This window comes from Pseudomonas sp. YA1 (genome assembly GCF_058680555.1).
Map to the genome: position 1 here is coordinate 55,033 of NZ_JBZWBG010000027.1, position 14,100 is coordinate 69,132.

The window sequence follows — 14,100 nt, forward strand, 5'->3', positions numbered from 1 at the left end:
GAGGATCAGGCGGACGTTCTTCGGTGGCATGTCGCGTTCGACTCCGCTGCGGGTGGCGAGCGGAGTCTGCGCTCGCCACCTTGTGGGAGAGTCACGACCGGGCGCCGTCCCGGTTCCGCCTCACTTGAACAGGCTCGACACCACCCGCGCCACGTGCTCGGCGCCCTTGCTGATCTCCTGCATGATGCCGGCCACGGTGGTGATCTGGTTGTTGTTCTCCTGGGCGCTGGACTCGATGGTCTGCATGTTGTGGTTGATCTGCTGGGTCAGCTTGACGTTCTCGGTGACCACGTTCTTGATCTCCACCGTGGCGCCGCTGGTGCGCGCCGCCAGTTGCCGCACCTCGTCGGCGACCACCGCGAAGCCGCGCCCCATGTCGCCGGCGCGAGCAGCCTCGATGGCGGCGTTGAGGGCCAGCAGGTTGGTCTGTTCGGCGACGCTCTGGATGGTGGTGACGATGTTCTCGATGTCCTTGGTCTGATGGGTGAGCTGGGAAATCAGGCCGACGGCGGTGTTGACCATCGACAGGGTCTTGGCCGACAGGGCGACGGACTGGTCGAGGGAGTCGATGCCGCGGGTGGAAATCTGCGCGGTCTCTTCCGCGGTGGAGAACGACAGCTCGGCGGCGCGCCGTACTTCCTCGTTGCGATTGACCTGTTCGGTAACGTCGATGGCGAACTTGATGACCTTGATTATCCGCCCCGAACCGTCCTTGACCGGGTTGTAGGTGGCTTCGATATGTACCCGCTCACCGGCGGCTGTGCGGCGCTCGAAATGCCCGCGGGAGAATTCGCCGTGCCGCAACCGGGCCCAGAAATCCGGGTTCTCCCGATAGAACTCGTCGAAGCAGAGCATGCGGTGGTGCTGGCCCTTGAGCGACTTGAGGCTGTAGCCGAAGAGACGCAGGAAGTTTTCGTTGGCATCGAGTATCTCGCCGTCCGGGGTGAACTCGATGACGGCCATGGACTGGCGTATGGAGTCGTTGATCGCGTTGAGCAGGAGCAGTTCGGAATGGTTGCGGGTCACGTCGGCGGCGATCTTCAGCACCTCGACGACCGCCCCTTCGGCATTCTTCACCGGGAAATAGGTGGCCTCCAGCCAGATCGGCGACCCGTCGCGTCGCAGGCGCTTGAACACACCGCGCTGGGGCGTGCCGCTGGCCAGTTCCTTCCAGAAGCGCACGTAGGCGGCAGAGGCCTGGTAGTCCTCGTCGCAGAAGATCCGGTGGTGCTTGCCGACCAGTTCGTCCGCCGAATAGCCGACCGCCGCGAGGAACAGCGGGTTGGCGGATAGTATCTGGCCATCGGGAGTGAATCGGATGGTGGCGACGTTCTGCCCGATGGCCTCGAGTCGCCACGCTACATCTTCATCCTTGGCGGCGCTTTCGACCGCCCTGCTTTTTCTGCCGAAGAGCATCGCGCACGACTCCTTGATGGCACCTGTCCATCGCGAGGGAGTGGAGAACCGGAGATAGTCGTCCTGCCGCTACACGCCAGTGTAGATCGGGGTCCGGCAATTTTCCTCGGCGCCCGCGGCACCGTCCGTCCCCTGCCGGGCGTGGCCCCGCGTCCGCGCCATCAGCCACGCAAGCGCCGGCCCGCGCTATGATCGCTACGCCCTGCCGATCGCGGTGGCCAAGGCCGGCATTGGCCAGAGGCGCCCGGCCTGACCGCGCTCCGACCTCGCGCCGTCGTCCCCCGAACCCCACCTCCAGGAGGAAGCACATGGCAACCGATCTCTACGCGCTGGCCGAACAGGTCGAGGACGAAGCGGGTTTCCTGCGCTTCCTCGCCGCGCTGGCGGCGGACTGGGAGGAAGACCGCCGCCTCGCCGCCGCCAACCCGCCGAAACCGTTCGGCCCCAGCCCGCTGGGTTGGGAGAACGGCAGCATCGGTGGCTTCCTCGATGCCGCCGCGACCTGGGGCGAGGACTCCCGCGACGGCCTGCCGGGCTATTCCAGGCCGGAGAATGCCTGGCGGCGCGCGGCGCAACTGATGCTGGCGGGCAAGTTCTATGAATGACTTCAAGTCTGCCCTGGCGCCCTTCCCGCCCGGCTACCCGAGGGGCTTGCCGGGCAACCGGCGGCAGGTGCCGATACTGCATCGCGACGCAGACTTCCTCCTGCGCGCGCTGCAACCCGACGATTTCGTCCGGACCAGCCGCTACGAGAACGCCAACCGCGAGCACCTGGCGCCGTGGGAGCCGCTGCGCGACCCGGGGTATTTTTCCGTGGACAACGCCCGCGCCCGCACCCTGCTACAGGTGGCGAGCATGGACGAAGGCGAGGCGCTTCTCCTGCTGTTGCTCGATCCCGACGACGGCGAGGTGCTGGGGCGCTGCAGCTACACCAACATCGTCCGCGGGGTATTCCAGGCCTGCCACCTGGGCTTTTCCCTGGCCGCTGCGGCACAGGGCCGCGGCCTGATGGCGCGTGCCCTGCGGGTAGCCAACCGGTATTGCTTCGAGCAGCTCGGCCTGCACCGGATCATGGCCAGCCATCTGCCGCGCAACGCACGCAGCGAGCGCCTGCTGGAAAGCCTCGGCTTCGAGAAGGAGGGCTACGCCCGCGCCTACCTGAAGATCGCCGGGGTCTGGGAAGACCATGTGCTACGGGCGCTGGTGGACGCTCCGCGCTGAACCGACGTGCAAATGCGCAACGGGACGCCAGGCGTCCCGTTCCGCTCACCAGCCCCGCCGGTCAACCGCGGGCGAGGTCGCCACGCAGTTCGCGGGCAGCGGCGACCATGTTCACCAGCGCCGCCTCGGTTTCCGGCCAGGCGCGGGTCTTCAGGCCGCAGTCCGGGTTGACCCAGAGCCGCTCGGCGGGTATCCGCCGGGCCGCCTTGCGCAGCAGCGCGACGATCTCTTCCCGGCTCGGCACGCGCGGCGAGTGGATGTCGTAGACGCCCGGACCGATCTCGTTCGGGTAGTCGAACTGCTCGAAGGCCTCCAGCAGCTCCATGTCCGAACGCGAGGTCTCGATGGTGATCACGTCGGCGTCCATGGCGGCGATGGACTCGATCACATCGTTGAACTCGCTGTAGCACATGTGCGTATGGATCTGGGTTTCGTCGCGGACTCCGGAGGCGCACAGGCGGAAGGCCTCGGTGGCCCATTCCAGGTAGTGCGGCCAGGCGTTGCGGCGCAGCGGCAGGCCTTCGCGGAAAGCCGCCTCGTCGATCTGCACGATCCTGATGCCGGCCGCCTCCAGGTCGACCACTTCGTCGCGGATCGCCAGGGCCAACTGGCGCGCCTGCACCTCGCGAGACACGTCCTCGCGCGGGAAGGACCACATCAGCATGGTCACCGGGCCGGTCAGCATGCCCTTCATCACCTTGTCGGTAAGGCTCTGGGCGTACCTGATCCACTCCACGGTCATGGCCCGCGGACGGCTCAGGTCGCCATAGATCACCGCCGGCTTCACGCAGCGCGAGCCGTAGCTCTGCACCCAGCCGAAGCGGGTGAAGACGTAGCCGTCCAGTTGCTCGGCGAAGTACTCGACCATGTCGTTGCGCTCGGCTTCGCCATGTACCAGCACGTCCAGCCCCAGTTGTTCCTGGATCTGCACCGCATGGCGGATCTCGCTGTGCATCGCCTCGATGTACTCGGCCTCGCTCAGCTTGCCCTGCTTGAACGACTGGCGGGCCAGGCGGATCGACGAGGTCTGCGGGAAAGAGCCGATGGTAGTGGTCGGGAACGCCGGCAGGTCGAGCCCGGCACGCTGCCTGGCGATGCGTTCGGCGAACGGCGAGCGACGCTGGGCGTCGCTGGCCTTGATCGCGGCCAGGCGCGCCTGCACGGCCGGCTTGTGGATTCGCGGCGAGGAAGCGCGGCTGGCCTGGACCGCACGGCTCTCTTCCAGGGCGGCAAGCACCTCGGCGGCTTCCGGCTCAGTGGCGGCACGGGCCAGCACCGCGACTTCGCGGCACTTCTGCACGGCGAAGGCCAGCCAGCTCTTCAGCTCGGCGTCCAGCCCGTCTTCGCGTTCCAGGTCCACCGGGCTGTGCAGCAGCGAGCAGGACGGCGCGACCCACAGCCGCTCGCCCAGGCGCTCCCGGGCATGGCGCACCACCTCCAGGGCTTTCTCCAGGTCGCAGCGCCAGACGTTGCGCCCGTTGACCAGGCCCAGCGAGACGACCTTGTAGGCCGGCAGGCGGTCGAGGATGCTCGGATACTGTTCCGGCGCTCGCACCAGGTCGATGTGCAGGCCGTCCACCGGGAGGTTGGCGGCCAGGCCCAGGTTGTCTTCCAGGCCGCCGAAGTAGGTGGCGACCAGCTTCTTCAGCGGCTCGCTCTGTAGCAGGTTGTAGGCGCGCTCGAAGGCATTCTTCCATGCCTGCGGCAGGTCGAGGACCAGGATCGGCTCGTCGATCTGCACCCACTCCACACCCTGGCCGGCGAGACGACGGAAGATCTGGCCGTAGAGCGGCAGCAGGCGGTCCAGCAGGTCGAGCCTGTCGAACTCGGCGCCCTTGGCCTTGCCCAGCCACAGGTAGGTCAGCGGACCGATCAGCACCGGCTTCACCTGGTGGCCGAGGGCCCTGGCCTCGTCGACCTCCTCGAACAGTTGTTCCCAGCTCAGCTGGAACTGCTGGTCGGCGCTGAACTCGGGGACCAGGTAGTGATAGTTGGTGTCGAACCACTTGGTCATTTCCTGGGCATGGGCACCGCCGCAACAACTGTCGTCGCTGACGCCACGGGCCATGCCGAACAGGGTATGCAGGGTCGGCCCGGCCTCGCCGTGCGCCCGGAAGCGCTCGGGGATCACGCCGAAGGTCAGCGAATGGGTCAGCACCTGGTCATACCAGGCGAAATCGCCGACCGGCAGCAACTGGATGCCGGCGTCCTTCTGTACCTGCCAATGGGTGGCGCGCAGCTGCCGGCCGACGGCCCGCAGGCCGGCCTCGTCCAGCTCGCCCTTCCAGAACGCTTCCTGGGCTTTTTTCAGTTCGCGATCGCGTCCGATGCGTGGGAAGCCGAGAGTGTGGGCCAGGGCCATGGGTGTTCCTCCAGTCGAAAGGTCGATGGAGGGATTCTCGGGAGACTCATGCCATGAGACAAACTCAATTTCTTCGTGATGAAATCAAGTTTCCCTCATGATCATCCTCGCGCCCTGACCTCGGCGCCCTCCTCACTTGCGCTTGCGGATCGCCATGCGCCGAGGCTTGAGACCGCCAGCCGCGGCAGCGCCGGCCTCGCCGCCCACCACGGGCTGCATCCTGGCTCGCGCCGCGTGCAGCTTCTTGTAGCTGTCGATCAGCCGCAGGTGCCGGTCGAGCCCTTCCAGCTTCATGCTGGTCGGGGTCAGGCCGAAGAAGCGCACGCTGCCGTCCACCGAGCCCAGCGCGGCGTCCATCCGCGCGTCGCCGAACATGCGGCGGAAATTGGCCTCGTAGTCGGCGATCTCCAGCTCGTCGTCGAGGACGACCTCCAGCACCACGTTCAGCGCCTGGTAGAACAGGCCGCGCTCGACGCTGTTGTCGTTGTACTGGAGGAACGCCTCCACGCCTTCCTTGGCGTCTTCGAAGCGCTTCAGGGCGAGGCCGATGAGCACTTTCAGCTCGAGGATGGTCAGTTGGCCCCAGACCGTGTTGTCGTCGAACTCGACGCCGATCAGCGTGGTGATGTCGGTGTAGTCGTCCACCTCGCAGTCTTCCAGGCGCTCCAGCAACGCCCCGAGCGCAGCATCGTCGAGGCGGTGCAGGTTGAGGATGTCCTCGCGGAACGCCAGGGCCTTGTTGGTGTTGTCCCAGATCAGGTCTTCCACCGGATAGATTTCCGAGTAGCCCGGCACCAGGATCCGGCAGGCCGTAGCGCCGAGGTGCTCGTACACCGCCATGTAGACCTGCTTGCCCATGGCTTCGAGGATGCCGAACAGGGTCGCGGCTTCCTCGGCGTTGGCAGCCTCGCCCTGCCGGGTGAAGTCCCACTCGACGAACGGGAAATCGGCCTTGGCGCTGAAGAAGCGCCAGGACACCACGCCGCTGGAATCGATGAAATGCTCGACGAAGTTGTTCGGCTCGGTCAGCGCATGGCTTTCGAAGGTCGGCTGGGGCAGGTCGTTCAGGCCTTCGAAGCTGCGCCCCTGGAGCAGTTCGGTCAGGCTGCGCTCCAGGGCCACCTCGAAGCTCGGGTGGGCGCCGAAGGAAGCGAACACGCCGCCGGTGCGCGGATTCATCAGGGTCACGCACATCACCGGGAATTCGCCGCCCAGCGAGGCGTCCTTGACCAGGACCGGGAAGCCCTGCTCTTCCAGGCCGCGGATCCCGGCGAGGATGCCCGGGTACTTGGCCAGCACCTCCGGCGGCACGTCCGGCAGCGCCAGCTCGCCTTCGAGGATTCGCCGCTTGACCGCGCGCTCGAAGATCTCCGACAGGCACTGCACCTGCGCCTCGGCCAGGGTATTGCCGGCGCTCATGCCGTTGCTGAGGTAGAGGTTCTCGATCAGGTTGGAGGGGAAATACACCACCTGGCCGTCGGACTGGCGCACGAAGGGCAAGGCGCAGATACCGCGCTGCACGTTGCCCGAGTTGGTGTCGTACAGGTGCGAGCCGCGCAGCTCGCCGTCGGGGTCGTAGATCGCCAGGCAATGGCTGTCGAGCAGTCCCAGCGGCAGCGCATCGTCGCGGCCGGGCTTGAACCAGCGTTCGTCCGGGTAATGGACGAACGCCGCATTGGCGATCTCTTCTCCCCAGTACTGGTCGTTGTAGAAGAAGTTGCAGTTCAGCCGCTCGATGAATTCGCCCAGCGCCGAGGCCAGCGCGCTTTCCTTGCTCGCGCCCTTGCCGTTGGTGAAGCACATCGGCGACTGCGCATCGCGGATGTGCAGCGACCAGACGTTGGGCACGATGTTGCGCCAGGAGGCGATCTCGATCTTCATGCCGAGGCCGGCGAGGATGGCCGACAGGTTGGCGATGGTCTGCTCCAGCGGCAGGTCCTTGCCCGGGATGCGCGTGCAGCCGGCGGCATCGGTGCCGGGCATCAGCAGCGCCTGGGCGTCGGCATCGAGGTTGTCGACCTCCTCGATGACGAACTCGGGCCCGGTCTGCACCACCTTCTTCACCGTGCAGCGGTCGATGGAGCGGAGGATGCCCTGGCGGTCCTTCTCCGAGATGTCGGCCGGCAGTTCCACCTGGATCTTGAAGATCTGCCGGTAGCGGTTCTCCGGGTCGACGATGTTGTTCTGCGACAGGCGTATGTTGTCGGTGGGGATGTTGCGCGTCTGGCAGTACAGCTTGACGAAGTAGGCGGCACACAGCGCCGACGACGCCAGGAAGTAGTCGAACGGCCCCGGCGCGGAGCCGTCGCCCTTGTAGCGGATCGGCTGGTCGGCGATCACCGTGAAATCATCGAACCTGGCTTCCAGTCGAAGGTTATCGAGAAAATTGACCTTTACTTCCACGGCGAGCACCAAGAGAAACGGAAACCGGCCATTATCCGGGAACTCCGGGCAAAAGTCCCAGCTCTCCGCCGTACGCGTCGCTACTTGCCGGCCTCCCCGCCGCTCTCCGGCACGTAGATCATCCGTCCGTCGGCCAAGCGGTAGGTCACCCCGGCGCGGCTGCCCTGCCCTTCGCCGATCTCGCCGCTGGCCTGGTAGCGCTTCAGCTCCTTGCCGTCCTTGACCAGCATGCGCATGTCCGCCTCGCCGGGATTCTCGACCACCACCACCTTGTCCTGGCTGAACGGGTTGAGCGGGTTCTGCACGATGACGATCAGGAGGATGCCGATCACCACCAGGAACAGGTCGATCAGGTTGACCATCGAGAGGATCGGATCGTCCGCTTCGTCGTGTTCGAGGAAACGCATCAGCCGGCCTCCCGCGCGCGTTCGACGGCGCGCAGTTCCTGGAGCAGCCAGCGGCGACGCACGGTGAGGATGAAGAAGGTGATGCTGGCGGCGACCAGGGCCAGGATCACCGCGGAAAACGCCACCACCAGGTTCTCGCCGATCCCCTGGGCGTCGTTGCGGGTCAGCGCCAGCAGCGCCGGCCCCATGGGGATCATGGTCGCCACCAGGCCGAGCATCGGCGCGCTGCGCGAGGTGACCCGCAGCCATTCCAGGCGCTGCATGATCCACAGTTCGAGGTCGTCGCTGTTGCCGCCATGCTGCGCCTGCCAGGCCGCCAGGCGCGAGCGGTAGCGCCCGCGACGGCGCTGCCAGGCTTCCATGGCGAAGCCGCCGAGGGCGACGAAGGCGTAGGCCAGCGCGGCGAGGATCAACAGCAGCACCGGCAGCAGGAACAGGCGGGTGAGTTCGTAGAGGCTGGTTTCCAGACCATTCATGAGCGATTTTCCATCGGACGACGATTGACTACGGATTGCCGGACGGCGCCGGCGGCGAACAGCGCGAGCAGCACCGCGGCGGCCAGCCGGAGCCACGGCTGCGGCTCGCCGGACGGCGGCGGCGCGACTTCTTCGAGGACGCGGCCGCTGACCGTTTCGCCGGCACCGGACGCGGCCGCGCCCTCAGCCTGCGCCGCGGCCTCGCCGAAACCGCCGGCCATCCGTTCGATGAATTCACGGGTGGTCGCCGCGCCGACCTCGCCGGCGCCGGCGGCCGCCAGTTGCCGCCAGCGCTCGGCCAGTTCGCGGCGGGTCTGCTCGCTGGCGTCCCAGTAGCCCTTGCGGATGGCCTCGGCCATGCGCGCGATGATCTGTGCCTGGGCGGTCGGATTGTGCGTTTCGAACCACTCGGTGAGACCCAGCTCGCGGCGGTCCATGACGAAGGTGTCGTGCAACGCCTGCCACTGGTCGGCGCGGACCATGCTGCGATCCGCCGCCTGCCAGCCCCACAGGTTGTTGGCCAGGTCGAGCATTTCCAGGCTGCCGGCGTAGCCCTCGCGCTGCATCGCGGCGATCCACTGCGGGCTGAGGTAGCGCCCGCGCAGCTCGCTGGCGAGGAACTGCGCGGCGGCCGTAGTGCGCGGCTGGCGCTGGCGCAGGTCGGCGATGTACAGCGCCGGGCTGGCGCCGTCGAGGTGGCGTACCGCCAGCGACAGGCCGCCGAGGTACTCGAACGGGTGACCGGTGGAGAGCACGCCGTTGAGCGTCGAGGAGCGCGAGAGGATCGCCGCCTGTACGCCCTTCAACTGTTCGGCGAACAGGTTGCCGCCATCCAGCTTCACGCCCCAGTCGCGACTGCCATAGGCGTATTGCAAGCGCCCGAGGAACTGCTCGGCGAGCGCCGAGTCGTCGTCCCAGCGGGTGGAGTCGAGGGTCAGTTGCGTGACCCCGGTGCCGTAGTCGCCCGGCGCATTGCCGAACAGCCGCAGGCGCGACAGGCGCTGCGCCAGTGGCGCTTCGACGCCGCGTTCGCGCAGGCGCCGCTCCAGCGCCTGGCTGTTGCGCGCCAGCGGGTTGCCCGGCTCGTCCAGCGCGGCGAGGCGCTCGATGGCCTCGGCGAGCAGGCGCATGAAGCCGTCGAACTGGTCGCGGTAGACACTGGTCACCTGTAGCACCACGTCCACCCGTGGACGCCCCAGTTCCGCCGCCGGCACGATGTCCAGCGCCAGCAGGCGGCCACCGGCGTCCCAGCGCGGGCGCAGGCCGAGGGCGTGCAGCGCCTGGCTTTCGACGATGCCCAGGTGGCGCATGGTTTCCGACGACCAGAGGCTGAAGGCGAGCTTTTCCGGCGCCCTGCCCTGGTGCTCGGCGCGGTAGCTTTCCAGCAGTTGGCCGAAGGCCTCGGCGCCGGCTTCGTAGGCGGCGCGGGTCGGTACCTTGTCGGCCTCGAAGGCGAACAGGTTGCGCCCGCTGGGTACCTGCGGATTGCGGATCGGATCACCGCCCGGCCCGGGCGCGACGAAGCGCCCGGCGAGGCCGGCGAGCAGCGCCTCCAGTTCGCCGGTGTCGGCGAGCTGGCGGTCCAGTTCGCGGGCGCGCAGCAACTGCTCGCGCAGGAGCGGATCGGCCACCTTGGCGATCTCGCCGCCGTCGCGCAGGTAGCGTTGCAGCGTGCGGTAGGCACGACCTTCCCGCAGCGCCCTGAAATCGGCGGCGAACAGTTCGTCGGGGTCGAGACCGAGCGCGCGGTAGTAGGGCTCGCCGAGCTGCTGCATGACGGTGCCCAGGCGCAGCTCCGGCGACGCGGCGACACCGAAGGTGTGCAGCCCCAGCGGCATTGCCGAGCCGGCCAGTCGGTGCAGGTGGTCGTGGAGCACACCGAGGAACGCCGGGAAATCCTCGCGCATCGCTGCCTCGCTCCAGCCCAGGTCGTCGTTCATGTGCGCCGCCCGCACCGCCGCGCGGATCTGCTCGGCGCTGCGTTCGCGCACCGCGCCCTCGTCCAGTTGCTGGTATTCGTGGATCAGTTGGTGCAGGTCGCGCAGTTCGTCGTACAGCCCGGCCGGGGCGAACGACGGCGTCTGGTGGCTGACGGTGACCGCGCGCCCGCGCCGGCGCGCCTGGATCGCCTCGCCAACGTTGTCCTGGATGTACGGGTAGAACACCGGCAGGTCGCCGAGCGCCCGCAGCGGGTAGTCGCCCACCGCCAGCCCGCGGTCCTTGCCGGGTAGCCATTCCTGGGTGCCATGGGTGCCGAAATGGATCAGCGCGTCGGCGCCGAAACCCTCGCGGACGAACTGGTAGACCGCCAGGTAGAGATGGTCCGGCGGCACCGCGCTGTCGTGGTAGGCCTCGCCCGGACGGCCGGCGCGCGGCGGCTGCGGCAACAGCAGCAGATTACCCAGGCGCGCCGCCGGGAACACGAAGCGTCGCTGGCCGTCGATATCGCGCAGGGCCCAATGTCGACGCGGGTCGCCCCAGCGCGCGCGCAGCTGCTCGCGCAGGTCCGCCGGCAGCGCCTCGAACCAGTGCAGGTAGGCGTCCAGCGGCAGGCTCGCGGCGAGGCCGTCGCGATACAGCGCGTCCAGGGTCTGCGGCCGGTAGTAGCCGCCGAGCAGGCGCTGGGCGGTATCGATCAGCGCGCTTTCGTCGCTCGTCGCAACCCGGTAGCCGGCCGCCCGCAGCGCCTCGCCGAGACGGGCCAGGCTGGCCGGTACGTTGAGATGCGAGGCGGCGACGTTCTTCTCGCCCTCCGGGTGGTTCCAGAACATCAGCGCCAGGTGCTTGTCCGCCGCCGGCAGGCGACGCAGGCGCAGCAGCCGGTCGAGCTTGTCCAGCAGGGCCTCGGCCTGCCCGGCCATCAGCTTCGGCTCGCCGTTCTCCAGGGCGCTGATCACCAGCGGATCGCTCATTCCCCAGGTTTCCGGCATGCCGAGGAAGGCCGCCGCGGTACGCGGCGCCACCCCGCTGGCGGCGGCCAGCCAGTCGGCCTCGTTGCCGTCGCGGTAGCCGAGGGTCTGCAATACCGGCACGTCCAGCGCGAGGAACTCGGCACGGCGCGCCGGGCCGTTCTGCAGGTGCTGCAGGTTGACCAGCGCCTGGACATCGGCGCCAGCGAAGGACTTCCTCAACGCTTCCGGATCGCTGTCGTCGAACCACACCGCCAGCGGCGCCTGGCCGTGCCGCTCGCTACGCCGCAACAGTTCGTCGATGGCGCCGGTCTGGGCGTCGGCGATGGCGCCGCGCGGGATCAGGAAGGCGATGCGCGGGGCGTCGCTGGCCCAGCGCGAGGCGCCCCAGGCCAGGTAGTCGGCGAGGCCGGCGAACGGCGCCGGTGCGTCGGGATGATAGAAGCCGGCCTGCGCCAGGGACTGCGGCGCCGGCAACGCGTCGACGGGCAGGCCGGCATGCCAGCGTCGGACCGCCTCGAACAGCCGGCGCAGGTTGGCTTCGCCGCCGTTCGCGTAGTAGCCGACCAGGCGCCCGCCCAGCGCCGCCGGCAGGTTGCCGAAGCCCGGCGGGCCGCCGCCGACGCGGATCCAGGGTTGCGTCCCGCCTTGCAAGCGCTCGCCCAGCGCCTGCTCGACCTGGGCGCGATCGGTCGGCCGCGGTGTGTCGAGGATCAGCAGGTCGCCGCCGTCCAGCCAGTCGCCGGGCGGCGCCTCGCCGATACCGAGGCGCAGGCCGCGCAACTCGACACCGGCCTCGCGCGCCCAACCGGCTAGGCGCTGGTGCTTGCCCGGGAGGACGAAATCGCTGCTGAGCAGACGCACCTGGGCCGGCTCCGCCCAGGCACAGAGACTGGCCAGCAGCGCGCCGCAGAAGAGTAGCGAACGGCGCATCAGAAGCTCGCCACCAGACCGAGATGGAAGGTCCGCCCAGGTTCGGCATAGGTGAAGTGCGTGTCGTCGTCGGCCAGGCGCTGGTCGCCAAGGTTCTCGATGCCGCCGCGCAGCGTCAGGTTCTCGCTGAGTTTCTGGCTCAGCTCCAGGTGCCACAGGCTGTAGGCCGGCAATGCGTAGCCGACGTTGCTGCTGTAGGCCACCTGGCTGCCGACGTATTCGGTGCGCAACTGGGCGCTGAAGCGCGCATTGGGGCTCCAGCGCAATTGGCTGTTGGCGAGGTGCCGGGAGCGGTCGCCGAGGCGCTGGCCGGCGGTGCGGTTGCGCGCGTCGAGGTAGGTGTAGTTGAGTTCCCAGCGCAGGTCCGCCGGCAGGTCCACGCCGCCGCCCAGCTCGAGGCCGCGGATCCGTGCCCTGTCGACGTTCTCGTAGTTGCGCACCTCGGCGCCGCGCACCCCGCAGCGCGCTACGCAGACGGTCTGGATCAGGTCGCGGACATCGTTCTCGAACACCGTGCCCTTCAGCGACCAGCCGTCGCCCTGGTAGTCGGCGCCCAGTTCGTAGGACGTATTGGTCTCCGGCTTCAGGTCGGGATTGCCGTAGATGGTGAAGCGCCCGCCGCCGCCGACCGCCGCATACTCCGGCGATAGCTGCTTCAGGCTCGGCGCCTTGTAGCCGCGGCCGACGCCGGCGCGCAGGGTCAGCGCATCGGAAAGGTGGTGCAGCAGGTACAAGCGCGGACTGCTTTCCCAGCCGAACGCCTCGTGCTTGTCGAAGCGGCTGCCGAGGGTCAGCGACCAGTCCGGGCCGAAGGCGATCTCGTCCTGCAGGAACAACGCCTTGTGTCGCGCGCTGGCGTCGCCGGCGGTATTCACCGAGCGATCCTCCAGTTCTTCCTTGCGCCATTCGCCGCCGAGGGTGAAGAGATGCCGCTCGAAGGCCGGCACGCTGAGGTGGCCGTCGACCACGCTGTCGGTGAGACGCTGCGGGTTGCTCGGCGGTTGTCCGTCGGAACGCGCGTTGTGCCGCTCCAGGCGGTTGCGGTAGGTGCGCAGCTGGCTGCTGCCCCAGTCCCACTGGCCATTGTGGGCGAGCGACCAGCGCTCGCGTTCGATCACGTCGCGCGACTCGTAGTAGCGCGAGCGCGGCCCCCCGGTCTCGCTGTTGCGCCAGCGTCGTTCGCGCCCGCGCTGGTGGCCGAGGTCGATGCGCTGGGCGTCGTCCGGGGTCCAACTGAGGTTCAGCCCGCCGCTGTCGGCGTTGCCGCCTTCCAGCTCGGAGAGCCGGCGCTCGTCGGCGTCCGGGGTTTCCTGCTGGCGGCGGCTCTCGCCGTTCAGGGCGAGGCCCAGCTTGCCGGGGACCAGCGGCCCGGCGAGATAGGCGCCGAGCTGGTGGCTCTGCCCGCCGAGGCCGTCCTCGCGCACGCCGCCATCGAGCAGGCCGCTGCCCGTCCAGGTATCGGTGGCGCGCCGGGTGATCACGTTCACCACTCCGCCGAGGGCTTCCGAACCGTAGAGCGAGGACATCGGTCCGCGTACCACCTCGATGCGCTCGATGCTCTCCACCGGCACCCAGCCGAGGTCGAAGTCGGAATGGGCGATGGCCCCGGACGAGGTGGAGATCCGCTGGCCGTCCACCAGCACCAGGGTGTGCTCGCTGGACATGCCGCGAACGCTGATGCCCCGCCGGGACATGCCGACGCCGTTGAACTGCAGGCTTTCCGAACCGCGCAGGGCTTCCTGCAGGTCGCGCACCGGGCGCCGCCGCAGGTCCTCGGCGGCGATCAGCGAAACGCTGGCCGGGGCGTCGCGCAGCTTGCGCTCGGTGGTGGTGGCGCTGACCACCGTCGGCTCCAGGTCGACCGGCGCGGCCAGCGCCAGGCAGGGAAGCAGGTAGAGGAACGGCACGGCGCGGGCCAGCCGCAGCGGAGGAAGACGGTGCGGGGAGGAATGAGGGGTCATGGTCGGCAGGTA

General features: G+C 68.5%; 9 protein-coding genes and 1 pseudogene. 2 read left to right on the forward strand and 8 right to left on the reverse strand.

Going from position 1 to position 14,100, the window contains the following annotated elements:
• Positions 1 to 120: 120 nt before the first annotated feature.
• Positions 121 to 672: a methyl-accepting chemotaxis protein gene (locus AC4OR5_RS28735; protein ID WP_369700333.1), complete on the reverse strand. Its 552-nt coding sequence runs from the start codon at positions 670 to 672 to the stop codon at positions 121 to 123.
• Positions 649 to 1,416: pseudogene (locus AC4OR5_RS28740) on the reverse strand (PAS domain-containing protein); the annotation flags it as partial. The gene AC4OR5_RS28735 and the pseudogene AC4OR5_RS28740, both read right to left, overlap by 24 nt.
• 308 nt (positions 1,417 to 1,724) lie before the next feature.
• Here AC4OR5_RS28740 and AC4OR5_RS28745 point away from each other — a divergent pair.
• Both AC4OR5_RS28745 and AC4OR5_RS28750 read left to right on the forward strand, forming a co-directional pair.
• Positions 1,725 to 2,021: a DUF7660 family protein gene (locus tag AC4OR5_RS28745; protein WP_003114923.1), complete on the forward strand. Its 297-nt coding sequence runs from the start codon at positions 1,725 to 1,727 to the stop codon at positions 2,019 to 2,021.
• 46 nt (positions 2,022 to 2,067) lie between these two features.
• Entirely contained in the window at positions 2,068 to 2,637 is a 570-nt protein-coding gene (locus tag AC4OR5_RS28750) for a GNAT family N-acetyltransferase (RefSeq protein ID WP_003119171.1), read from the forward strand.
• A gap of 61 nt (positions 2,638 to 2,698) precedes the next feature.
• Here the strand turns inward: AC4OR5_RS28750 and metE are convergent, their stop codons facing one another.
• The 6 genes from metE to AC4OR5_RS28780 all read right to left on the reverse strand — a co-directional run bounded on the left by metE (position 2,699) and on the right by AC4OR5_RS28780 (position 14,088).
• Positions 2,699 to 4,999, reverse strand: coding sequence for a 5-methyltetrahydropteroyltriglutamate--homocysteine S-methyltransferase (gene metE / locus AC4OR5_RS28755; RefSeq protein ID WP_024947842.1), 2,301 nt, complete (start codon positions 4,997 to 4,999; stop codon positions 2,699 to 2,701).
• Between the two features lie 132 nt (positions 5,000 to 5,131).
• Positions 5,132 to 7,402: an OsmC domain/YcaO domain-containing protein gene (locus tag AC4OR5_RS28760; protein WP_058160133.1), complete on the reverse strand. Its 2,271-nt coding sequence runs from the start codon at positions 7,400 to 7,402 to the stop codon at positions 5,132 to 5,134.
• Between the two features lie 80 nt (positions 7,403 to 7,482).
• Positions 7,483 to 7,809: a DUF2149 domain-containing protein gene (locus tag AC4OR5_RS28765; RefSeq protein ID WP_003088238.1), complete on the reverse strand. Its 327-nt coding sequence runs from the start codon at positions 7,807 to 7,809 to the stop codon at positions 7,483 to 7,485.
• Positions 7,809 to 8,285, reverse strand: coding sequence for a MotA/TolQ/ExbB proton channel family protein (locus AC4OR5_RS28770; protein ID WP_015503068.1), 477 nt, complete (start codon positions 8,283 to 8,285; stop codon positions 7,809 to 7,811). The genes AC4OR5_RS28765 and AC4OR5_RS28770 overlap by 1 nt, the downstream gene beginning before the upstream one ends.
• Positions 8,282 to 12,127 (reverse strand): cobaltochelatase subunit CobN, encoded by a 3,846-nt coding sequence (cobN, locus tag AC4OR5_RS28775; RefSeq protein ID WP_058160128.1) that lies wholly within the window; start codon positions 12,125 to 12,127, stop codon positions 8,282 to 8,284. Before cobN ends, AC4OR5_RS28770 begins: the two co-directional genes overlap by 4 nt.
• A complete protein-coding gene (locus AC4OR5_RS28780; RefSeq protein WP_058160129.1) occupies positions 12,127 to 14,088 on the reverse strand; it encodes a TonB-dependent receptor domain-containing protein in 1,962 nt (653 codons plus the stop codon). The genes cobN and AC4OR5_RS28780 overlap by 1 nt, the downstream gene beginning before the upstream one ends.
• Positions 14,089 to 14,100 lie beyond the last annotated feature (12 nt).

Coding starts and splice junctions, on each gene's coding strand:
- AC4OR5_RS28745 (WP_003114923.1), top strand. CDS start 1,725: ATGGCAACCGATCTCTACGCGCTGGCCGAACAGGTCGAGGACGAAGCG.
- metE (WP_024947842.1), bottom strand. CDS start 4,999: ATGGCCCTGGCCCACACTCTCGGCTTCCCACGCATCGGACGCGATCGC.
- AC4OR5_RS28765 (WP_003088238.1), bottom strand. CDS start 7,809: ATGCGTTTCCTCGAACACGACGAAGCGGACGATCCGATCCTCTCGATG.
- AC4OR5_RS28770 (WP_015503068.1), bottom strand. CDS start 8,285: ATGAATGGTCTGGAAACCAGCCTCTACGAACTCACCCGCCTGTTCCTG.
- cobN (WP_058160128.1), bottom strand. CDS start 12,127: ATGCGCCGTTCGCTACTCTTCTGCGGCGCGCTGCTGGCCAGTCTCTGT.
- AC4OR5_RS28780 (WP_058160129.1), bottom strand. CDS start 14,088: ATGACCCCTCATTCCTCCCCGCACCGTCTTCCTCCGCTGCGGCTGGCC.